This window comes from Streptococcus mitis (genome assembly GCF_965111735.1).
GTDB classification, from domain to species: Bacteria; Bacillota; Bacilli; order Lactobacillales; family Streptococcaceae; genus Streptococcus; species Streptococcus mitis_DR.
This window is the reverse complement of the sequence record NZ_OZ217346.1, coordinates 187,501-211,003: the sequence shown is the minus strand read 5'-3', so window position 1 is coordinate 211,003 and position 23,503 is coordinate 187,501. Positions and strand designations below refer to the sequence as shown.

Annotated in this window: 19 protein-coding genes and 2 tRNA genes (1 of these 21 cut by a window edge); 2 read left to right on the top strand and 19 right to left on the bottom strand. The window is 41.7% G+C overall.

Annotated features, from left to right (window positions below; all coding sequences use genetic code 11):
* The first annotated feature begins 5 nt into the window (after positions 1–5).
* A complete protein-coding gene (locus ACLV7W_RS01030) occupies positions 6–917 on the top strand; it encodes a PTS system mannose/fructose/sorbose family transporter subunit IID (protein WP_000136858.1) in 912 nt (303 codons plus the stop codon).
* A gap of 54 nt (positions 918–971) precedes the next feature.
* Here the strand turns inward: ACLV7W_RS01030 and pepC are convergent, their stop codons facing one another.
* From pepC to tgt, 9 genes are all read right to left on the bottom strand, one after another.
* A complete protein-coding gene (gene pepC, locus ACLV7W_RS01025; protein WP_411865272.1) occupies positions 972–2,306 on the bottom strand; it encodes an aminopeptidase C in 1,335 nt (444 codons plus the stop codon).
* 111 nt (positions 2,307–2,417) lie between these two features.
* On the bottom strand, positions 2,418–3,140 hold the full coding sequence (locus ACLV7W_RS01020; protein ID WP_261050905.1) for a pseudouridine synthase: 723 nt from the start codon (positions 3,138–3,140) through the stop codon (positions 2,418–2,420).
* Between the two features lie 313 nt (positions 3,141–3,453).
* Complete coding sequence (locus tag ACLV7W_RS01015) at positions 3,454–3,684, bottom strand: GlsB/YeaQ/YmgE family stress response membrane protein (protein ID WP_000901572.1); 231 nt, start codon at positions 3,682–3,684, stop codon at positions 3,454–3,456.
* A gap of 9 nt (positions 3,685–3,693) precedes the next feature.
* Complete coding sequence (locus ACLV7W_RS01010) at positions 3,694–4,935, bottom strand: aminopeptidase (RefSeq protein ID WP_411865271.1); 1,242 nt, start codon at positions 4,933–4,935, stop codon at positions 3,694–3,696.
* A 23-nt stretch (positions 4,936–4,958) separates the two neighbouring features.
* Positions 4,959–5,111: a hypothetical protein gene (locus tag ACLV7W_RS01005; RefSeq protein WP_411865270.1), complete on the bottom strand. Its 153-nt coding sequence runs from the start codon at positions 5,109–5,111 to the stop codon at positions 4,959–4,961.
* Positions 5,112–5,134: 23 nt separating this feature from the next.
* A complete protein-coding gene (locus ACLV7W_RS01000) occupies positions 5,135–9,526 on the bottom strand; it encodes a PolC-type DNA polymerase III (RefSeq protein ID WP_411865269.1) in 4,392 nt (1,463 codons plus the stop codon).
* Between the two features lie 345 nt (positions 9,527–9,871).
* Complete coding sequence (gene nagA / locus ACLV7W_RS00995) at positions 9,872–11,023, bottom strand: N-acetylglucosamine-6-phosphate deacetylase (RefSeq protein ID WP_001134549.1); 1,152 nt, start codon at positions 11,021–11,023, stop codon at positions 9,872–9,874.
* Positions 11,024–11,174: 151 nt separating this feature from the next.
* Positions 11,175–12,992, bottom strand: a complete 1,818-nt coding sequence (locus tag ACLV7W_RS00990; protein ID WP_261034629.1) for an acyltransferase family protein — start codon at positions 12,990–12,992, stop codon at positions 11,175–11,177.
* Positions 12,993–13,092: 100 nt separating this feature from the next.
* Positions 13,093–14,235 (bottom strand): tRNA guanosine(34) transglycosylase Tgt, encoded by a 1,143-nt coding sequence (tgt, locus tag ACLV7W_RS00985; protein WP_020903627.1) that lies wholly within the window; start codon positions 14,233–14,235, stop codon positions 13,093–13,095.
* A gap of 116 nt (positions 14,236–14,351) precedes the next feature.
* Between tgt and ACLV7W_RS00980 the strand changes: the two genes are divergently transcribed.
* Entirely contained in the window at positions 14,352–15,209 is an 858-nt protein-coding gene (locus tag ACLV7W_RS00980) for a DUF975 family protein (RefSeq protein WP_247947653.1), read from the top strand.
* A 25-nt stretch (positions 15,210–15,234) separates the two neighbouring features.
* Here the strand turns inward: ACLV7W_RS00980 and pcp are convergent, their stop codons facing one another.
* The 10 genes from pcp to ACLV7W_RS00930 all read right to left on the bottom strand — a co-directional run.
* Positions 15,235–15,879 (bottom strand): pyroglutamyl-peptidase I, encoded by a 645-nt coding sequence (pcp, locus tag ACLV7W_RS00975; RefSeq protein WP_411865268.1) that lies wholly within the window; start codon positions 15,877–15,879, stop codon positions 15,235–15,237.
* Between the two features lie 112 nt (positions 15,880–15,991).
* The gene (locus tag ACLV7W_RS00970) at positions 15,992–16,354 is read right to left on the bottom strand and encodes a DUF1304 domain-containing protein (RefSeq protein ID WP_411865267.1); all 363 of its coding nucleotides are present in this window, start codon (positions 16,352–16,354) and stop codon (positions 15,992–15,994) included.
* A gap of 10 nt (positions 16,355–16,364) precedes the next feature.
* A complete protein-coding gene (locus ACLV7W_RS00965; protein WP_411865266.1) occupies positions 16,365–16,790 on the bottom strand; it encodes a MarR family winged helix-turn-helix transcriptional regulator in 426 nt (141 codons plus the stop codon).
* A gap of 321 nt (positions 16,791–17,111) precedes the next feature.
* Complete coding sequence (locus ACLV7W_RS00960; protein WP_004257488.1) at positions 17,112–18,317, bottom strand: LysM peptidoglycan-binding domain-containing protein; 1,206 nt, start codon at positions 18,315–18,317, stop codon at positions 17,112–17,114.
* Between the two features lie 162 nt (positions 18,318–18,479).
* A complete protein-coding gene (locus ACLV7W_RS00955; protein ID WP_001172831.1) occupies positions 18,480–19,103 on the bottom strand; it encodes an HAD family hydrolase in 624 nt (207 codons plus the stop codon).
* Positions 19,104–19,106: 3 nt separating this feature from the next.
* On the bottom strand, positions 19,107–20,387 hold the full coding sequence (locus ACLV7W_RS00950; protein ID WP_000473986.1) for an MATE family efflux transporter: 1,281 nt from the start codon (positions 20,385–20,387) through the stop codon (positions 19,107–19,109).
* A gap of 60 nt (positions 20,388–20,447) precedes the next feature.
* A complete protein-coding gene (gene thrC, locus ACLV7W_RS00945; protein WP_411865265.1) occupies positions 20,448–21,932 on the bottom strand; it encodes a threonine synthase in 1,485 nt (494 codons plus the stop codon).
* Between the two features lie 75 nt (positions 21,933–22,007).
* Positions 22,008–23,285, bottom strand: coding sequence for a gamma-glutamylcysteine synthetase (locus ACLV7W_RS00940; RefSeq protein ID WP_411865264.1), 1,278 nt, complete (start codon positions 23,283–23,285; stop codon positions 22,008–22,010).
* Between the two features lie 107 nt (positions 23,286–23,392).
* A tRNA-Leu gene (locus tag ACLV7W_RS00935) sits at positions 23,393–23,476 on the bottom strand.
* Between the two features lie 9 nt (positions 23,477–23,485).
* A tRNA-Gln gene (locus tag ACLV7W_RS00930) sits at positions 23,486–23,503 on the bottom strand; it runs 54 nt beyond the window's last position.

Genomic DNA, 23,503 nt, shown 5'->3' with positions numbered 1-23,503 from the left:
CAATCATGACTGAAAAACTTCAATTATCAAAATCAGATCGTAAAAAAGTTTGGTGGCGTTCACAATTCCTTCAAGGTTCTTGGAACTACGAGCGTATGCAAAACTTGGGTTGGGCTTACTCATTGATCCCAGCTATCAAAAAATTGTACACTACTAAAGAAGACCAAGCTGCTGCTCTTGAGCGTCACCTTGAGTTCTTCAACACTCACCCATACGTAGCTGCTCCAATCATGGGGGTTACTCTTGCACTTGAAGAAGAACGTGCTAACGGTGTTGAAATCGACGACGCTGCTATCCAAGGGGTTAAAATCGGTATGATGGGACCTCTTGCTGGTATCGGTGACCCAGTATTCTGGTTTACAGTTCGTCCTATCCTTGGAGCTCTTGGTGCATCACTTGCTGCGTCTGGTAACTTGGTTGGTCCACTCCTCTTCTTCTTCGGATGGAATGCGATCCGTATGGCCTTCCTATGGTACACACAAGAGTTTGGTTACAAGGCTGGATCTGAAATCACTAAAGACATGTCTGGTGGTATCTTGAAAGACATCACTAAAGGTGCTTCTATCCTTGGTATGTTCATCCTTGCCGTTCTTGTACAACGTTGGGTATCTATTAACTTCACTGTTAACCTTCCAGGTAAACAATTAGCTGAAGGTGCCTACATCAACTTCCCAGAAGGTCCTGTATCAGGTGCTGAATTGAAAGGTATCCTTGGTCAAGCACTTGGTGGATTGAGCTTAGATAAGATTCAACCACAAACCCTTCAAGGTCAGTTGAACTCATTGATTCCAGGATTGATGGGACTTCTCCTTACTTTCCTTTGCATGTGGTTGCTTAAGAAAAAAGTATCACCAATCTCAATCATCCTTGCACTCTTTGCAGTAGGTATCGCAGCTCGTTTCTTCGGTATCATGTAATCAAGCAACTTAAAAGGAACCAGGTACTAAACCTGATTCCTTTTTTCTATGCTTTTATTCAGCCAAGGCTCCCATTGGATCCCATGGTGCAAGCACAATTGGTTCTGCTTCATAAGCCGCTTGTTCTTCTGCTGTCAGCAATTCTTTGCGAACAACGATTTGGTAGGTGTATTCATCCATCCAAGCGTCTGAGGCAACAAAGTAACCATCTGTACCGACCTTGTCTCCCCATGAGTTTTCAACCTTCCACTTGATTGATTTGCCATTTTCATCCAAGTCAACACCTGTCAAGACCATAGCGTGGGTCATCAAGCTCTCACTGTAATCCAAACGTCCAGCCTTGTCTTGGGTAAGTTTAATATCCATGCTTGATTCAAAGTCATAAACATCTGTCGCAAGGATTCCAGCTTTACGGTTGCTGAGTTGGCCGACATCAGAACCAAACCAAACAGTCTCTCCTGCTTGCATTTGGGCAATCGCTAATTCTTTCAAGCGTTCCATCGGTACGTTGATATAACGAACTGCACGACTACCAACTACATTCCCCAACATCTCAACTGTGTAAGATTTGCCGTAAGGCTTATCAGCAGTTGGGGCATTGATAACAGAAACGTAGTCTTCTAGAGGAAGATTGACATATTTCTTGTAAAACTCTTGTGGTGTAATACCCTTTTCGCTTTGGTAGTTGTTATCCTTATCGCGATAAGCAAAGTCAAATTTACGTGGTGGAAGGCCTAGGGACATAGCAAGAAAATTAAAGATTTCTTGCAAGAGGTCTTCTTTCTTAGCTTGAACAGTCGCTTGGTCTGCACCAGAAGCGAGCAAGTCACGCAAGATTTGAGCATCTTGACGAAGCAATTTGTTGAGAATGGCATTTAGCTCACGACTACTGCTAGATGAAACAGATTCAGGGTAAACCGACTTAGGAACGACACCGTATTTCTCAAAGAGAGACACCACCATATCCCACTGACCTCCGTCTTGTTGTGGTGTTTGGAGTAGGAATTTAACCTTACGGCTGGTCAAGTCTTGGTCTGCAGTCGCAATGACTTGCTCCAAGAACCAGTTTGATTTCTCATACTTGTCCCAGAAGAAGGTGTGGGCCTGTGATAACTCAAAATTTTCCAATTTATATTGTGAAATGAGTTTGTGGCGGAAGGTGTTAAGAGCTGCAAACATCCAGCAACGACCAGACGCTTTCTGGTTGGTTACCTTGTCCTTAGTCAAATCCAATGAGAAAACAGGTGTATTGTCTACATGGCTTTGGCGACGTTCTAGGGCTGCAAAAATTCCATTGTGGCTGGCTGCATTTTCAATCGCTTGGTATTTGACATTTGCTTCATAATTGGCAAATAATTTATCAGTAAATGATTCTTGAATCGCGTTCATAGATTCCTCCTTTTATTCTACAGTCTATTATAACTCTTTTCACAAAGTAAGCAACTGAAAAACATAAAAGGCAAGGATATTCTTCCTCACCTTTTTCGAATATAAACCAAATTAAGTAATACTAGCAAGAAGATTTTCTAATTCCTCCTTGGTCAAGCGACGCCATTCCCCTCGTTCTAAGTTCTCATCCAATACTAGCGTTCCCATAGTCAAACGTTGCAAGTCTACTACTTCCTTGCCACAGTAGGCCACCATACGCTTGACCTGATGAAACTTCCCTTCTGCAATGGTCACACGAATTTGGCTTTGATTTTTTTCTGTGTCTACGGACACAATCTCCAGTTTAGCGGGCTGACAATTAAAGTCTTTGAGAGAAATACCCTCGGCAAATGTCTCCACATCTTCTTGGGTCATAATTCCTTTGACCTGAGACAGATATGTCTTGTCAACATGACGCTTAGGTGAAAGAAGAGCATGGGCAAGCTTGCCGTCATTAGTCAAGAGCAAAAGACCATGCGTGTCAATATCCAAGCGTCCTACTGGGAAAACTTCCTTGCTCCGAGCAATATCATCCAGCAAGTCCAGAACCGTTCTGTGCTTAGGATCCTCAGTCGCTGAGATAACTCCTTTGGGCTTGTTCATCATGTAGTAGACAAACTCTTCATACTCCAACACTTGCCCGTCAAAGCGAATCTCATCTCTTTCTTCATCAATCTGCAGTTTCGCTGACTTTTCTTTTTTACCATTTACCATCACGCGCCCAGACTTGAGCAAGTTTTTGACCTCAGTCCGACTCCCCACAGCGCAGGCAACTAAAAATTTATCTAATCTCATAGAACTATTATATCATACTCAAAAGGAGGCTGGTACAATGACCAACCTCCTTTTCGTTTCATACTCTTCAAAAATCTCTTCAAACCGCGTCAACGTCGCCTTGCCGTATATATGTAACTGACTTCGTCAGTCTTATCTACTACCTCAAAACGGTGTTTTGAGCTGACTTCGTCAGTTCTATCTGCAACCTCAAAACAGTGTTTTGAGCTGACTTCGTCAGTTCTATCTACAACCTCAAAGCAGTGCTTTGAGCAACCTGCGGCTAGTTTCCTAGTTTGCTCTTTGATTTTCATTGAGTATCAGATTTAAGAAATTAACTTCCTCGTCTCCAGAAAATCGCTAAGACAATCATGGAACCTAGTACTGCCGGAATAATGGCAGTTCCTGCTATTATCGGTCCCCAAGTCCCAAAAAGCAAATGGCCTATAAAGGCACCAATCCATCCGAGAAACATTTTTCCAAAACATCCCATGCGTTCTCCACGATTGGTCAGAGTACCTGCTAAAAATCCAACTAGGAGACCAACGAACATACTTCCTAACATATTATCTCCTTAATTTGCCCAATCTCCGTTACGGAAGAGTGGTACACGTGTCCCATCCTCACGGATACCATCGATATTCATTTGGTCAGAACCAATCATAAAGTCTACGTGAACATCTGAACGGTTAAGCCCCGCAGCTTCAAGCTCCTCTTCACTCATCTCCGCTCCACCAACAACGCTAGTTGCATAGGCTGCACCAATAGCCAAGTGGTTTGAAGCATTCTCATCGAAAAGGGTGTTAAAGAAGGTAATACCTGACTGAGAAATTGGGCTTGGATCTGGTACCAAGGCACATTCACCCAAGGCGCGCGCGCCCGCGTTTTCAAATACAAGGTCTTTCATCACTTGATCACCCTTCTCAGCAGTGATATCTACGATTTGTCCATCCTTAAAGGTCACCTTAATACCTTCAATAATGTTTCCGTTATAACTAAGCGGTTTTGTAGAAGTGACATAACCATCTGCGCGACGGAAGTCAGGCGCTGTGAAGACTTCCTCTGTCGGCATATTTGGCAAGAATCCTTCGCCCTGTGCATTAATAGCCCCAGCTGATTCCCAAACATGGTTCTTTGGCAAACCAAGTGTCAAATCTGTCCCTGGCGCTGTGTAGTGAAGTGCTGAAAATTGCTCTTTATTAAGCATATCGGCCTTGCTCTTGAGGATAGCTGCATGCTCTTCCCAAGCCTTAACAGGATCTTCTTCGTAGACACGGCAAGTTTTGAAAATTTGGTCCCAAAGGAGATCGACTGCTTCTTCGTCGCTCGCAGCATTTGGAAAGACTTTCTTAGCCCACTCAAGTCCAGCAGCGGCCGCTACAGTCCAGCTAACCTTGTTGGATTGAGTTGCGATGCGCATTGGCTTCATAGCAAGTCCCATAGCTTTAGCAGAAGCTGAAAGCTTATCAGCATCCACTCCGTTCAAGGCACCTGGATCAGATGAGCGAACTCCAAGACGGCTAGCCTTGTTTTCCAAGAGATAGTTCATCTCAGCAATCTTATATTCTGGCACATTGTCCAGACGCTCCATCGGAGCATGGAGGAATTTCTCACGGTTAATGACATCATCTGTCCACTGAACGATCACCTCATGCGCACCCAAGACATAAGCTTCTTTGACGATTAAGTGAGCCAACTCACGTTGCTCCACATCGATAGAGAGAGCCAAAGTGTGACCAGGTTGCACATTAATTCCGTTCGCAACCAATAATTTCGCATATTTTTCTAGATTTTCTTTAAAATTTGGTAAAACCATTCTATTCTTCCTTTTCTTTTTGTTTATTTTTCTTTCAAAGCAGAAAATAATCCTGCTAAAGCAATGACACCAGACAAGAGTGCTGTTGATAGAAGAATTGTTTGATCAGCAAGTTCCAATTGATACTCAAACACCTTCTCAGCCGGCCTATCTTCCGCAAAAATTCTTAGTTTCATAAAGATGTTCTCCGTTCTAATTCTTAAAACAACTCATCAAACAAACTGAGCTGGTTATCCTCTGGCATATTGCCCAGAATTCCCATTTCATCCATCTTTTCAACCAAGGTAGATGAGAGGCCACCGCGTTTGCGTAGTTCTGTTTTGGAGAGGAATTCTCCCTCTTCACGCGCTCGTACCAACTGCTTAGCAACGTTCTCTCCCAGACCATCCATTGCTACAAATGGCGGGATGAGAGTATCCCCATCAATGAGGAATTCTGTCGCCTGACTACGATAGAGATCGAGTTTTCCAAACTTGAAACCACGCTCCCACATTTCATTAACAATCTCAAGAGTTGTATAGAGATCGATTTCCACATTAGAAGCTTCATTGTTCTTCCGTTTTTCAGCAATTTCTTCCATTCTTCGCTTAATAGCATCTAAGCCCGCTCCCATAGTCTTGATATCAAATGCCTTGGCACGGATAGAGAAATAAGCACAGTAATAATAAATCGGATGGTGAACCTTGAAGTAGGCCACACGCAAGGCCATCATAACGTAGGCTGCCGCATGGGCCTTAGGGAACATGTACTTAATTTTCCCACAGGATTCGATATACCACTCTGGCACCTTATTAGCCTTCATGGCTTCGATGTAGCCATTGCGTTCCTCTTCGGAAATCTTCAGCCACAAGCCCTTACGCACCCGTTCCATGATGGTAAAGGCCATCTTAGGTTCGAGACCCGCATGCATGAGGTAAACCATGATATCGTCCCGACAACCGATAACAGTTGATAGGTCCGCAATTCCTTGCTTGATCAAATCCTGGGCATTCCCCAACCAGACATCGGTACCGTGGGACAGACCTGAGAGCTGAAGCAACTCTGCAAAAGTCGTCGGATGCGTCTCATCTACCATCCCACGTACAAAGTTGGTTCCAAACTCTGGAATCCCCAGCATACCCGTCGGCGTTCCGATTTGCTCAGGTGTTACCCCTAACACATCCGTCCCAGAAAAAAGGGCCATCACACCTTCGTCATCCATAGGGATTTCATTAGGATCAATCCCAGATAAATCTTGAAGTTTCCGAATCATGGTCGGATCATCATGCCCCAGCACATCGAGTTTGAGGACGTTCTCATCGATATCATGGAAGTTAAAGTGAGTGGTCTGCCATTCAGCCGTCACGTCATCTGCTGGATACTGGACGGGCGTAAAATCATAGACATCCATGTAGTTCGGAATAACGACGATTCCCCCCGGGTGTTGTCCTGTTGTCCGCTTGACACCGGCAGCACCTTGAGCAAGGCGTTCCACCTCTGCATCACGATAAAACTTCCCGTAGTCTCTCTCGTAGCCCTTTACAAATCCATAGGCAGTCTTAGCAGCTACCGTACCAACCGTTCCCGCACGGAAGGCATATTCCTCACCAAAGATATCACGCACATCCAAGTGGGCGCTAGGCTGATCTTCTCCCGAGAAGTTCAAGTCAATATCGGGAACTTTGTCCCCATCAAAACCGAGGAAGGTCTCAAACGGAATATCTTGCCCATTTTTGCTGAGTTTGTGTCCACAGTTTGGACAGTCCTTATTAGGCATATCAAAACCTGAACCATAAGAACCATCGGTGATAAATTCGCTGTATTGACACTGACCACAGACATAGTGAGGAGAGAGAGGATTGACCTCTGTAATCCCAATCATAGTCGCAACGAAACTAGATCCTACAGACCCACGAGAACCAACCAAGTAACCCCGTTCATTGGAACGTTGAACCAGCATCTGCGATGCCAGATAAATCACAGCAAATCCATTCCCCAGAATAGAGGTTAGTTCTTTTTCAATCCGCAAATCGACAATATCTGGCAGCGGATTTCCATAAATCTCAAAAGCTTTCTTATAGGTCAGCTCGGCAACTGTTTCTTCAGCCTTGTCGATGAAAGGCGTATACAAGTCACCCTTAACAACCTCAACAGGTTCAAAGATATCTGCCAAGGCATTGGTGTTTTCAATAACCAGTTTACGTGCCAGTTCCTCTCCCAAGAAGGCAAATTCATCCAACATCTCATTAGTCGTTCTAAAATGAGCCTTTGGAAGTGGTGCTGGTTGGGCATGTTCACCATGACCGATGGTTCGGTTAATCATAGCTCCCTGTCCCAAACTACGGACGATAATTTCACGGTAAATCTCTTCTTCCGGTTCGATATAATGGACATTTCCCGTAGCCAGAACAGGCTTGCCAAGACGGTCCCCGACCTCTATCAAACTCTTGATAATAGTCTGGAGCTCCTCCATATCCTTAACCTGCTCCTTAGCAATCAAGGGAGCATAGATAGCTGGTGGCATGACCTCGATAAAGTCATAATACTTGGCCACCTCAACCGCCGCATCTACACCTTGGGAAACAACTGCGTCAAAAACTTCACCCTCGGAGCAAGCCGATCCCAAAATCAAACCCTCTCGATGGGTATCTAGAACCGTTCTCGGAATCCGTGGCACTCCTTCAAAGTACTTGGTATTAGACAACGAAACCAGCTTAAAGATATTTTTTAGCCCTACTTGATTCTTGACATAAATTGTCGCATGTTTAATCCGAGCTTTTTTATAAGAATCTGGGCTAATCAAATCAATGTTGAGTCTAGCTAAATCGGTCACACCATGTTTTTCTGCTACCTCTTTGATAAAGATGAAAAGCAGGCGACCTGTAGCTTCCGCATCGTAGTTAGCCATGTGGTGATGTTCCAAAGCCACACCAAAACGCTTGGTCAAAGGCCCCAAACCATGACGTTTATACTCAGGATAGAGATTTCTAGCAAACTCCAGCGTATCAATAACTGGCTGACTAATCCTTGGAAGACCATGACGCTCATAGTTGGCATTCATAAAGCCAACATCAAAGGTCGCATTATGGGCAACTAAGACTGTATCCTTGCAAAATTCTTGGAATTCTTGCAAAACTTGTTCCAGTGGTTTGGCATTTTTGACATGGTCATCTGTAATTCCAGTCAACTCAGTAGTAAAAGCTGACAAGGGATGCCCAGGATTGATAAATTCATCAAATTCAGCAATGACATTCCCCTTGTACATCTTAGAGGCCGCAACCTGAATCAAGTCATTATAAATGGCTGATAGCCCCGTCGTTTCCACGTCAAAAACCACGTAGGTCGCTTCCGACAAGTCCTTCTCCACTTCGTTATAGACGATAGGAACACGGTCCTCCACGATATTGGCTTCCATACCATAGATCAGCTGGATTCCCGCTTTCTTAGCCGCCTTATAGCCATGTGGGAAAGACTGAACATTCCCATGATCCGTGATGGCAACCGCCTTGTGTCCCCACTTAGCAGCTGTCGCAACGATTTCTTCTACCTCTGGTAGAGCATCCATGATTGACATATTAGTATGTGCATGAAACTCAACCCGACGCTGACCTTCTGGCATCAAATCCTTACGCTCATAGTGAACAACTTCCTGCACATCTTGTACGTTCATAGTTAAATCACGTGTGAAGTTATTCATCTCCACATTCCCACGAACTCGAAGCCAAGAATTTTTCTTAATTAGATCAAATTTCTGAGCCTCTTCCTCATTCTTGACCCACTTTTGCATAGAAAAACTTGAAGTGTAGTCGGTCATTTTAAAGTTGATCAAAACACGCCCTGTTCTGGTCACTTTTTGCTCCACATCAAAAACAACCCCTTCAAAGACCAGACGATTTTCCTCAGTCGTCACTTCGATCATAGGAGTAATCTCCGCCTTGTCCAACTTTGGTTTAGCTGCAGCTTTTTTCGCTTGAAAATCAAAGGCTGGTTTCTCTTCCACTGGAGGAGGTGCCATCTGTTCTAGTTGTTCCATAGCACGGAGCGCTTCCTCATTAGCAGCTTGAACAATCTGCTCATTTTCAGCATGAAAGGCCTCTTCCTGCTCCTGGGTCAGCACGTCATTTTTCTCTACTTGACAATTAAAAGTTGGAAAGCCAAATTTTTCAAGTTGTTTAGCTAAATTAGGAAGGTGATTCTTCTTAAAGTGTTCTTTATCAATCGCCTCAGAGCCCTCAATAAAGAGTTGGTTCCCCTCCGCACGAACTTGCAAATTTTGATAAAGGGACTTAAAACCTTGACTAGCACATGGCCCTTCAGAAAAAGCCTCTCTATAGTAGGACTGCAAGAGCTGATTTGAAAATTCTTGAGACAGAGTCTTGATTTCGAAAATAGCTTTATTGCCTGTCTTAGAAAATTCTTCGATCAAACCTTTCTTTAATTCTAAAAAGATTTCAATCGGTAAAATATTAGAAAATACGAAATGAAACTCCCACACCCTACTAATTTTATGAACCACAACTCGCTCAATATCAGCCTGTAATAAAGCAGGATCCTGTCTCATTTCAGTAGGTATCCCCAATTGATTCATCAAAATTTCAAAACTATTTGACATTCATTTTCCTCACATTATTCTCCTACTATTTTACCATATTTAGAGGTATTTTCTAAAGACAAAAGGAAGCCACTTCAAGACAACAAAGAATTTTCTTATTTATATTTTTACTACTCATTTAAGGAGATTTACTTATAGAAAAATAATGAGTTTAAGGAAATTAAAAGACTTTCATAACAGTACTCCCAAAAAAGTTAGATAAATAATTTATCCAGAGAATGTAGCTCTATTTTACACATAACGAAAACACCCCGAAAGTTAGGCGGAAAAAATCTAACTTTTGGAGTGCAGTTTACCCTTTATAAAATCTGAAAAGAAATCAGTCTCTAACTTCTGCTTTCTCTCTTATGCTTGATAACGTTTCACACCATCTAGATAGGTTGCTACCAATTCCAAATCTTTATCTAATACGATAAAGTCTGCGTCGTAGCCTTCACGGATTTGACCACAGACATCATCAATGTGAACAGATTTAGCTGGGTTAAGGCTAGCCATCATGACCGCTTCGTGTGGATTTGCAATACCCCACTCGACTACATTTCTCATACCATCTTTAAGTTTGAGGATAGAACCTGCCAAATTACCAGTAGATTTGAGACGTGCAGTTCCATTTGCTACTACAACAGGGAATTCTCCCAACATATAGTCACCGTCTTCAAGCCCACCAGCTGTCATACAGTCCGTAATAAGAGCGATGTTTTCTGTCCCCTTTTGCTTAAGTAAAATCTCACAAGCTTTTGGATCTACGTGATAACCATCACAAATCAATTCTGCGTAAGTATGTGGGAGCTCATACATAGCTCCTACCATACCGAGTTCGCGGTGTGTTAAACCACGCATCCCATTATAGGCATGTACCCAAACACTAGCTCCAGCATCGACTGCCTTCTTAGCTTGTTCAAATGTCGCATCTGAGTGTCCAAGTGCAACTGTCACACCTTCACCTGTAATAGTACGTACAAAATCTTCCACCCCATCACGTTCTGGTGCAATAGCGATTTTATTTAGCATCCCTTTTGCAGCATCCTGCCAAGAATGAAACTCCTCAACACCCGGGTCTCTCATATAAGTTGGATTTTGTGCCCCCTTAAAAGTTTCTGTGAAATATGGACCTTCATAATAAATTCCACGAATCTTAGCACCTGTAGCTTCTTTATAATGGTTTCCAAGATTTTCAGTGACTGCAAGCAATTGCTCATAAGTGGCTGTTAAAGTTGTGGGCAAGAAACTGGTAACACCGGTACTAAGAAGTCCTTCACTCATAGTATGCAATGTACCTTCAATGTTGTTGTCCATCACATCTACACCTGCATATCCATGAATATGAGTATCCACAAGACCTGGTGCAATGCTATAACCAGTATAGTCAAGAACCTCTGCTCCTTCAGGAATTTGATCCACATGTTTCCCAAATTTGCCATCAACAAGTTCTAAGTACCCACCGCGACGAATGCCAAATGGATAGAAAAACTGATCCGCTTTAACGTAATTAGGCATAATAATGACCTCCTTAAAAGATTACTTTTGATATTTATTATGTCAATTACATTATAAACCTTTCTGATTCATTTGTAAATGGTATAGACCTATTTTCTAGAGATATTTTAAAAGAGCTGGATTTTTCCAACTCTTTTCTTTTAAATACAAGTTATTTTGATTTGACCGGCTTGTCTTGAGCTGTTTGCAAGGCTGCAGCAATGGTATCTGCATACAATTTAGCTCCTGCTTCAATTTTACTATTGTCACTTCCAAAATGGACTTGGTCTGTCCCAGTCCAGATCTCTGGATGCTCTTTAGCAGCTTGATTCCAATCTGCTATTGTGATGTAAGGAGTCTTCTCTGCCAATTCTCTCATATAGGCAGCCGCCTTCTCAACGATTGCATAGGTCTCTTTTGTCTTATCTCCTTCATAAGGAGTCACCAAAACCATATGGTGGCCCTTAGGAAGATTTTTCACGATACTATCCCAGTCTTCCTTGTAATTTTCAGGATTATTTACCCCAGTTGCAATCACCACCATCTTTGGTAGAAATTTATTCTGGCTATTGTTGAGCATGATTTCATTGGCAGTCTTAGTTGTTCTGCTGACCTGTGCATTAATCTGTGCTCCAGGAAGGGCTGTCTGCAAGGCTGTATTTGCCCTTAAGGCCACCGAGTCACCAATTAACATAGTGCCCTCAGCAATTCCTAAACTATCAGCTTCTGCTCGTTCTGTCATTACCTTGGTCTGGTTAATATTTGTCGCGGCTTGCTTCAAGCCATTGACAGTTAAGTCTGTCTCAAAAGCTCCCACTTGTGGTGCCAACAGAGTTACTAAGAAGACAATGAAGACCAAAATTCCAGTACTTGCTGCAAGGATTGTATGAATATGAGGCAGGGGACGAAGGGTTTGTATAATAGGTGTGTCCTTTCCTGCAATCCAAGGTTCCAACACATAAAATGATAGGCTGGCGAATCCATAAGAAAAAATCAAAGTTAATAACACAGCAAGAAGATTTGATGTCAACTGTGAAAAAATGATATAGAAAGGCCAATGGAAAAGATAAACCGCATAGCTAGTATCCGCTAAAAAGCTGATAATCTTTGGCTCCTGCATGTTAGGAGTCTTTTCATGTAAGACACGCGCCGCCAGAATCATAGCAAGGGCTGCAAGGCTGGCAAGCAAGAAGCCCATAAGATAGGCAAAGGGATAGGTAAATTTGACAAAGAAAGTCAAAATGAGTAAGAAGCCAAAACCTCCTCCAAAAACTAAAAGGGTCTTGCGTAAATCCCAGATTTTATCCAACTGCTTAACTAAAGAAGTTGTCTGACGAACGCCTACGATAGTTGCTAACACACTTCCCAAAAAGAATGGATAGACATGAGTTAAACTGGAGAAGTAAACAGAGGAATAAGAGGTTACTAGAAAACTACCAATAAACATGGAGAAGAAGCTGATCAAGAAGGCAACAGCAGATAAGAGAAAGACCATTCCTCTCAACTGACCATTTGATCTGGACTGTTTAGATAAGAACCAAACTGCCAATCCCCAGAGGATATAGTAGTGAACCTCAACAGCCAAGCTCCAATTATGAACAAACAAATGAGGAATGAACTGAGATTCATAACTCCCACCTGTTAGGATTTCATAGAAGTTGGTCATGAAGCCTAAGACACCCGCAATCTGACCCCCAATTCCAGCCACATAATCTTGCCGAACTAGAAAGGTAAAGGGCATGGTCACCAAGACCATCAAAACCACAGGTGGCACGATACGATAAAAGCGTCTCCTAAAAAATCCAACCAAATCAATTTCATGACTTTTAGAAAATTCTTCGATAAGTAGAGCTGTAATCAGGAAACCTGAAAATGTAAAAAAGACATCTACCCCGAAAAATCCTCCAGGAAAGATCGTCTGAAAGAAATGATACAAGAGTACCAAAAGTAAACCTGTAATCCTAATCAAGGAAAACCATTTAATACGCATACGAGTTTATTCTCCCTTTCATTATACACTTTATTCTATCAAAAAAAGAAGAAAAATCCCAAGAGAAAACTTAGGATTTTTAGCTTATATCTATTCCAGTTTAAAAATTACGGCCTGATTTATTATAGCCATATTTTTCAATAAAATACTCACGGAATTCCAAGAGATTGTCATCCATGATGGCTTGTCGCACTTGCTTCATCAGGTTAAGCAAGAAGTAAAGATTGTGGTAGCTAGTCAAGCGGATACCAAAGGTTTCATCAGCCTTGAGCAGGTGACGAAGATAAGCGCGTGTATAGTTCTTACATGTGTAGCAATCACACTCAGGATCCAGTGGCGTAAAGTCCTCAGCAAACTGAGCATTTTTTACAACCAAACGACCTTGACTGGTCATACAAGTCCCATTACGAGCGATACGAGTCGGCAAGACACAATCAAACATATCCACCCCACGAATCACCCCATCAATCAAGCTATCTGGCGCTCCCACACCCATCAGATAACGAGGTTTATTTTCAGGAAGCAGTTGGGTTGTGAAGTCCAAGACAGCATTCATCTCTTCGTGGGTTTCTCCCACTGCCAAACCACCGATAGAGTAGCCTGGGAAGTCCATGCTTACAAGGTCATGAGCCGATTGTCGACGAAGGTCTTCAAATCCAGCCCCCTGCACAATCCCAAATAACCCTTGGTCATGCGGACGACGGTGAGCCTTCAAACCACGCTCAGCCCAACGACTGGTACGCTCGATTGATTTCTTAACGTAGTCGTATGGTTGATAAAACTGGGGACATTCGTCAAAGGACATCATGATATCTGAACCCAGATTGTTCTGAATAGAGATGGCTTTTTCTGGGGACAAGAACATCTTAGAACCATTGAGATGGTTTTTAAAAGTTACCCCTTCTTCTGTGATATTGCGACTATCTGCTAAGGAATAAACCTGAAAACCACCACTATCTGTCAAAATAGGCTGGTCCCAATTCATGAACTTATGGAGACCGCCTGCGCGTGCAATGAGTTCATCTCCAGGACGCAGCCAGAGATGATAAGTGTTTGACAGGATAATTCCTGAACCCATTTCCTTCAATTCTTCTGGCGACTGAGTTTTGACAGTGGCTTGTGTCCCAACTGGCATAAACATAGGTGTTGGGAAGGTACCATGGGGTGTGATGATTTCTCCCAGACGAGCTCCCGTGTGTTTTTCTTTCTTAATCAAACGATATTTGATTGGTGAATCTGACATTTTTTACCTCCGAAGCTGGGAAAGACAGTCCCAGTTCATACTTTGTGCCCAAGGGCATACTGTATGATTTTATCAAAAAAAGTAGGAACTGTCACGAACTATGGTATAATGAGAGAATGAAATACCGAAAAATTGATTTAAAAACTGTTCGTCTGCAAGCTAGACAATTTCAGGCTGAAAATCCCCGCCTCTTTCTCGTCTATCTCTTACCTAGCATGCTGGTCATCTTGTCTGGCTTCCTCAATCCCTTAGAGCGCATCAACGAGAGTGTTTTAGAACAACCCTTTTTAAGCGTGTTTGGTCATGTATTCCAAGCCTACCTTTTTCCTCTATTAGTCTCCTTTATCGGAACAATACTTCTAACCAGTTCAGTCTATACAACACTGAAACTCATCAAGAATCCTGATACAGAACTATCCGTCAAAAATAGTCTCACTCTATTTAAAGAAGAGCACTTTTCACAAACCTTTTTGACTCTTCTCCTCAAACGTTTCTATCTCTTCTTATGGAGTATTCCTAGTTTGCTTGGAATTTACTTTCTTTTTTACAGTAGCTTTCTAGCAAAGAAATTCGTAGTTCTTCATCCTGAGTTTCCCAATCTGGATCTCACGTCAATTGAAACTGAGCGTTTCCTCATGACCTTTGGTCTTTACTTTCTAGCAAGTATCCTCTTGATGATTGTCGGAAATAGTCTCTATATCCCACAATACTATGCCTATTCGCAGGTAGAATTTCTCCTCTGTGATACCCTAGACTTAGGACAAGCTAAACCAGGACAAATCCTAAAAACCAGCCGTTTCCTGATGAAAGGCTACAAATTTCAGCGCTTTATTCTAGACCTACAACTCCTTCCTTGGTACTTCCTCAATTGGATTACCTTTGGGATTGCTAGTTTCTCACTCCTACCCTACATTCAAATCAATAAAATGATTTTTTACCGAGCAGTATTGGCTCGAAAACGTCCAAAAGCTTGAAGGTTTTCCCTCAAGCTTTTTTCTATCAATGAGTTTCTCCGCCTACCAACTTGAGATCCTGATCTCCATGTTCTATAATAGCCCCGATTGCTGCTTCTACCCCTCGCATAATGTCCACTAAACTCATAGCTGGAGTAGTCGGTCGATTCACCACCTGTTCCATCATATAAGGAATGTGCATAAAACCTGCCTTAACATGTGGAAATTTCTTTTCTACCAAATAGAGAGCCTGATACATCAAATGATTGCAGACAAAAGTCCCTGCCGTATTGGAAACAGAGGCCGGCAAGCCCTCTTTTTTTATAGCTTGGACCATCGCTTTAATCGGCAGACTACTAAAGTAGGCCGAAGCACCATCCGCTCGAATGGGAAGGTCAATCGGTTGATTTCCATCATTATCAGGAATGCGTGCATCATCTTGATTAATGGCTACTCGTTCAGGTGTTAAGCTAGATCTTCCACCTGCTTGCCCAATACAAAGGACAAAGTCAGGTTGATAACGGTTCATCTCTTCTTCCAATACTTGGGCCGATTTGTGAAAGACTGTTGGCACTTCTAACCAACGGACCTCAGCACCATGGATTTCAGCTGGTAAACCTTTAATGGCCTCCAAGGCTGGATTAACCTTTTCCCCTCCAAAGGGCTCAAAACCTGTCACTAATACTTTCATTTCTAACTCCTTACAACCAATTCCATGAAACTATTTTCTTAAAAACAAGTATAACATATTTCCCTTATTCTGGAGTGAAAAGGACTAGAGAGGATCAGACCGGCATTAAAGTTTATTTAAAGAGAAAAATACTAATCAAGGTCAAAATAGCTGGTCCGCCTTGCTTTAAAATAATTTTTTTATCTGCTGTGAGAGAGCCATAAGCCGCAGCACCAATCACAAATAAAACAAAAATAGTCACAATTTCTAAATTCTGTGAGAAATAAATTCCATACAAGAGAAAGACTCCTAGCAAAGCATTATAAATCCCTTGATTTTTAAACAATGAACTTACTGACGGACGACCCAGTTCTTCCTTGTCCATGTTAAAGACACGACTAGTCGCTTCTGATTGCGTTGCAATACTTTCCAAATAAAAAATGTAAAAATGCTCTAAAGCAACGATTGTTGCTAAAATGATTATAGTAATTGACATCTATTTCTCCTTAAATTTCTATATTCTCAATACCCAAAACCAATTTATTTACTAAACGGTTGAGCTCTGTTTTTTCAGATTCTGTTAAGATACTTTCCATCTCTTGCTTAACCTTGATATGTTGCAGAGGGGGATTCACCACTAACTGCTCCTTGGCATACTTCGTAGCCTCTACCAACACTTCCCGCTGATTTTCAGGATTGCGATGACGCTCCACCAAACCTTCCTTTTCTAAAATCTTGAAATGTCGGGTTAAAGCAGCCTGATCAATCTTCAAACGCTCCTGAACCGCTATTTGATTACAAGGGGAATGCTTCAGCAAAAATAATAAAATCTGATACCGTGTCAAACTAATCCCAAGTCTTTTTTCAAACAATTGCGTACTCACTTGCTCAGACAAGCGGAGTTGATAAAGCAGATCTTGAATCTCTATCATTTCTTCTTTCCTTTTGTTGATTTATCAATAGTTGACTAATCATGTATAATGCAAAGTAAAATAAATTGCAAGAATATTGCTTCAATCATTACAAAATGGTAACTTCCATTTTCCATTCATATTAATACTCAATGAAAATCAAAGAGCAAACCAGGAAGCTAGCCGTAGGTTGCTCAAAGCACAGCTTTGAGGTTGCAGATAACACTGACGTGGTTTGAAGAGATTTTCGAAAAGTATGACAAAGAAAAAAAAACGAACGAGACTCGCTTTCTATCACGAAAGCTAGATCTCATTCGTAAAAACGATATTACCAAGTCTGGTTTATCCATTCATTGAAACATGAACGTGATCATAGTGATTTTCTGTCACGCTACCACGGTCTGGCATTGGGTTCCAAGTATTAGCTGGTCCATATTTGCTATCGAATGGAGCATAGAAACGTTGTTTCCAGATGATGTAACTAATTCCACGGCTAGCCATGTTTTGAATAGCGTATTCCGCAATCTTATCCCCTAGTTCTGAGCTTTCTGGTACCATAAAGTCGATAGCCAAACCTTTTCCGTGATCTCCACTGTCTCCTGGACGGTAACCACTAAAGGATGTGATGCCAAACAAGTTAGCAATTTCTTCTTTAAAGGCCGCTGTTTGTGGTTGAAGGCCTGCATTTTCAGATTTCGCTACCGCAAGTCCAGCATAATCGGGCGCTGCTGGAGCTGCGTAAGTTGCTGAAGTTGTTTTCGTCTCTTCTGGTTGATAAGTAGAAACTGCTGCTGTAGCTTCACTTGATGATGCTACTTCTTTTGCTTCTTCTGAACTTGTTGCAGTTGTTTCAGGTGCTGTTTCTTCTACTGGTATTGTAGTTGCTTCCACTGCTGATTCAGCTTGAGTGCTTGCTTGTGTTTCATCTTTCTCAGCTGGAGTCGTTGCCTGAGGAGCTGCTTCTGCAACTGCACTACTCGTTTCGGCTGTTTGTTCCTCTGGGACAGAAGTTCCTGTAGATGGTGTCACTTCTTCTGAAGCAGTCACTGTCTCTGTAACTTCTGAACTTGTTGCTACTTCTTTTGTTCTTGTAGTTTCTACCGCTTTTGGAGCTTCTGCAATCGGTTGAGAAAGGTCTGCAACTTGAACAGTTTGATCATCTACGGTTACTTGATTGGTTGTCAAATCTGCTGTCGCAGTTGTCACTTCTTCACTAGAATCTGCTTGTGGAGTTTGGATTTCAACTTCCGTTACCTCTTCTGCTTCATTGACAGTCGTTGTCAAAACAGTTTCTGGGAAAATCAAGTCCATATTCGTGATTTTATTCAAATTCGCAAGAACTGTGACATCTACACCCAAGGCTTCTGCAATTGTGCTCAAGGTATCACCATACTGAACGGTATAACTTGTTTTGTTATCCGTTTTAGTCAAATCGTTTTGAATTTGCTCAACACTACGTGCAGTCCAAAGAACTTCTTCTGCTTGAGTTGCCAATACTGGGGCAAATGACAAGGCTACCGTTGAGGCTAATAATATTCTTTTCTTCATTCTTTCAAATTCCTTTCAAATGAGTACCTGTCTATGATAACACAAAAAATGCAGAAAAAAAGCCCTCTCGGGCCTATTTAACAGAACTGTCTATTCCTTGTAACAAACTCGGTTACTTGAAATAGTTTGTTAGGTCTCTGTCACAAAACTGACACAATCTTTTTATCGCTCAGCCTTAAAAAAACGGGAAATATCTGCTAACCCTTGAATCCTATGATTTCCTTCATAAGTTGACTCTAAAAAATTAATGCTTTGAATCTTACTATTCTGCGCGAATTCCACATCCAGAATCCGATCCCCTATATAATAGGTCTTCTCAGAATCCAACTGATACTTGTCTAACAGATAGGTGGCCGCTTCTGAACTAGGTTTACGCGCAAAGCCACTCTGACTTGTTAAAATCTCTGTAAAATAAGATTCCAAACCCAAGTCTCTTAGAATGGTAAGAGCATTGTCTCCCTTATGAGTGTAAACAAACTGCTGAATTCCTGATTCCTCTGCCCAAGCTAGCACATCACGCGCACCTGGCATCAAAACTACCTGAGCATTCTTCTCAGCCAGACTCTGGGCACGCACCTGATTTAGCACCTCGACATCCAGTTTTCGCTCTTCCGCAACTTTCTCCAGCAAATCCTGCACAGAAAACTTGAGAATAAACTCTCTCACCTTCTCCTTATCATAAGGAATAGAAAACTGAGCAAAAGTTTCCTCAATCCCTGATAAAATCGCTTCATAAGAGTCCAATAAAGTCCCGTCTAAATCCCAAATAAAAGCTGTTTTTTGCATTTCCTATCCTTTCAAGCTCATATAGCGCTGGTAACGGTAACGTAGAAATAACCAACGAAAACCATTATCCAAAAGGGTTCCGGCCCAAATACCGGGCAAGCCCCAACCAAGCACAATCCCCATCAGATATCCTGTTCCAATGCGGATACACCACATTCCTATACTTGTCGCATAAAAGGGAAGCCGAGCATTGCCCAAACCCTGCCAGACTGCTGTATAGATGACTGTTCCTATCGTCATAGGAGTACCAAGTAGTGAAAAAAGTGTCACTAAAACACTAGCCTCCACCGCTAAAGAATCAGTCGTATAGAGATGAGTGAGTGGTATACCCAAAGCATAGATACTGAAGGTCAAGGGGAACATGAGGACCAGAGAAAGCCAAAAGGTTTGCTTGCTCAAATTAGCTACTCTTTCCCAATTATCCTCTCCAACTGCTCGGGCCACCAGCATGACCGTTGCCGTAGCGACGCCAAAGGCAGGCATATAGTTAAACTGGGTCAAGACTTCTCCGACTGCATTCCCAGCAACTGCCTCCGTTCCAAAAGACACAACCAAGGCAATGATCACGACATCACCAGCCCGCATCATAAGCCGCTCTCCAGCTGCTGGCAAAGCTAAGGTCAATAGTTTCTTATCTAAACCAAAAGTCGGTTTCTCAAAAGGCAACTTTAATTGCGACCATAAAATCACAAGACCTACCAAACGAGACAGAATTGTCCCCCAAGCAACACCAGCTATCCCCATATCCAGAATAAAAATAGCTAGACTTGAAAAAAGAATATTCAAGGCATTGGATAAAAGACTCACATAGAGAGGCAAACGTGGATTATGCGTTGCACGAATCAAAGCACCCAGACTCGTCATGAACCCCAAAAGAACAATCGATCCGCCTACCAAGGATAGATAGAGTCCGCCACTCTCAGCTACATCTCTCTCCGTTCCCAAGAGTCCAATCATCTCTTGCCCAGCGAAGATAGACAAAGCTCCTAAAATGAAACTTAATAGTAAAGTAATTTTTAACGCCTCAGTCACATGATAGGCTAGCTTAGACTGATCCTTCTGCCCCAAACTTTTTGAAATAACACTAGAAATAGCTGCCCCTAGAGCAATGAAAATCGCCTGATAAATCGTGATAATATTACCAGCTACTGAAACACCTGAAATAGCTATCAATCCTAAATGAGCAACCAAATAACTGTCCACCATTCCCATGAGCATCTGCAAAAAGTTTTCACCCATAGCTGGCAATGCAATATTAAGAATGTCTTTATTTTTCTTAAACAATCTCTCCTCCTGATGAAAAGAAACTCAGTTGGTTTCCCAACCGAGTTTACTCCCTCTGTCTTAAAGTCCTAGATAAGCCTCCACCGCTGCTTGCATATCAGTAGCTGCCACGGTTGTCTTGTGACGAACTGGAGATGTTTCAAGGCCATCAACTGCTGGTGGTACTGCAACTCCTGAAATATCATGTAATTGAGCCAAGGCTTCAAAGTCAGTCAAGCCTACTTTACCTGTTACAGCTTCTACTGCAACCACTGGGAACTTGTATGGACTCGCTGTTGAAGCAATCACTGTCTTAGTCACATCGCCAGTAGCCGCTTGGTATTTCTTATAAACTGCCGAGGCAACCGCCGTATGTGGATCCTCGATATAAGAATCTGCCTCATAAACACGCTTGATTTCTGCTGCCGTTTCTTCCTCAGTCGCATATTCAGCTGCAAAGAGGTCCAAAATCTCTGCATCAAAGTCTGTCAACTCATATTGTCCTTGCTTGTTCAAGGCATTCATAAGTTCAGCTGTTTTAACCGCATCATTACCTAAAAGATGGAAAATCAAACGCTCCAAGTTTGAAGATACCAAAATATCCATAGATGGACTAGTAGTCACTTTAAACTCACGTTTCTTGTCGTAAACACGTGTCTTGAAAAAGTCTGTCAAAACATTGTTGTCATTTGAAGCACAGATTAATTTGCCAACTGGTAGACCAATTTGCTTAGCATAAAAGGCAGCCAAGATATTTCCAAAATTTCCTGTTGGTACTGTGAAGTTGACCTTATCACCAGCCACAATCTCACCAGTCTTAACCAACTGAGCATAGGCATAAACATAATAAACAATCTGTGGCACCAAACGACCGATATTCATAGAGTTGGCAGATGAAAATTGCAGTTTATTGGTAGCCAACTTTTCACGAAGGGCTACATCGTTAAACATATGCTTCACATTTGTTTGAGCATCATCAAAGTTACCATCAATAGCGATAACATGAGTATTGTCGCCAGTCTGAGTAGTCATTTGCAACTCTTGAACCTTGCTGACACCATCCTTTGGATAAAAGACGATAATCTCAGTTCCAGGCACATCCGCAAACCCTGCCATAGCAGCTTTCCCAGTATCACCAGATGTCGCTGTTAAGATGACAATCTTGTTCTCCAAACCATGCTTCTTAGCAGCTGTTGTCATAAAGTATGGCAAAATAGACAAGGCCATATCCTTAAAAGCAATTGTTGAACCATGGAACAGTTCCAAATTGTATTGGCCGTCTAATTTCACCAAAGGCGCTATAGCTGGAATATCAAACTTGCTATCGTAGGCATTGTTGATACAGTAGTCCAACTCCTCAGCTGTAAAGTCATCTAAAAATGCTGACAAAACTAACTTAGCAACTTCCTGGTAAGAAGCATATTTCAATTTGTCAAAGTCCAAATCTACCTTTGGATAAGTAAGCGGTGTAAACAAACCACCATCCGTTGCCAAACCTTGCAAAATAGCTTGGCTAGCAGTTACTGTATTGTTGGCATCACGCGTTGATTGATAAACTAATGTCATTACTCTCTATCCTTTATCTATAGTCTCATCCATTATATCATGATTTTTCAGAAAATTCTCCTTTTATAAGAGAAATTATAGGCCCAATTCTTCTTTCAAAGGCTGTAAATAGCTTGTTTCTTGCTTATTTCTCATCTCCAGTCCTTCGCAAGCTAGCAGGAGTAAGTCTTTTGAAAACTCTATTATCGCAGTTTCTTCCTGTTCTGTAAGCTTTTTCTTAGAAAATTGTCGTCTTAAAAACTTGTAATTACGACCAAATTCTTTAGAGAAAGGTGCTGCTTCTAAGTAAGCTTCTAACTTATCTAAATTAACCAACAATCCTAAGTGAAAAGCTGCTGAAGCGAAGGTTCTATCTAGAGGTTGAGTACACACACTACGAAACTCAACTGTTCCGCGAGTCGTTAAGTCTTGGTACTGATAGCTACGATGAGTTTCAAAATCTTTCTCTTGAGGGGAAATAAGAACCTCTTCCCAATTAAGAGAAAATGCTTGTATTTCAGGTGTAGCTAAATAGTCCCTAGCCTGAATCGGATAAAAATAATAGGTTTGTCCATCACGTTCCGCAGTAAAAATTGCAGAATGATCTAGATAATCAAAAAAATCATCCTCATCTTTAAAGAGCCTAGCATTGACACCAACATTCTCTGGATAGATACCATGCATCGATTCTTCCCAGAAAATATCTCTTGAGATTTTTGTATCCCAATCCGCACCTGTAAACTCAGAATTGGCAAATAAATAAGCCTTAGCCCCTTCAATTTGGGTAAAAGCATTAATCACTCGTAAGTAGTTAGACTTTGAAACATCCAACTGAACCTGACTCCCACAAATAAACGCTCCGTATTCAGGGAATTGATGTAAGTCTGATTTAGTCACATTTCTACTCAAATTCAAATAGTCCATCAACATCTGATAGCGTGGGTAAGCCACTGGACAATTATCATTTTTATCCCAGTTGGGATGAATACCACAGCCAACAATAGCATGATTTGATTCAGCTAACTTCTTCTGGATTGCTTCCATATAAATACTAAAACGTTCTTCAACCTCTTGTATTGTTTCAGCCTTACCAAATGCAAACTCAATCGTAGTATAGGAAACTTCAAATAAAATAGCATCTTGACTAACTGGATCTACTAACTGGATAGGATTCCCAAAATCATCAACCTTTTCGACAGTTAAATCAAAAGAAAAAACTAAATATCGGAATAAGTGTTTGATAACTTCAACATCTGTAGCATCCCCTTCCAAATTTACAACTGGATATTCCAGCTCAATTCCGACATACAATTCAGCATTTTTTTTAATATTTTTCAAATACCGATGTTTTAATAAATCGATAGAACAAGACATACTCCCCTACACTTTCATAATCTAAATAAAATTTGAATAACTATTATTATACCAAAAATAATATAAAAAAGGAACGAAGATTTACAACGTTCCTTAACTCTATACTATACCGGCGGCCGGGGTCGAACCGGCACGTCCTTGCGGACACTGGATTTTGAGTCCAGCGCGTCTGCCAATTCCGCCACGCCGGCAAATAGTAACTGGGGTAGCTGGATTCG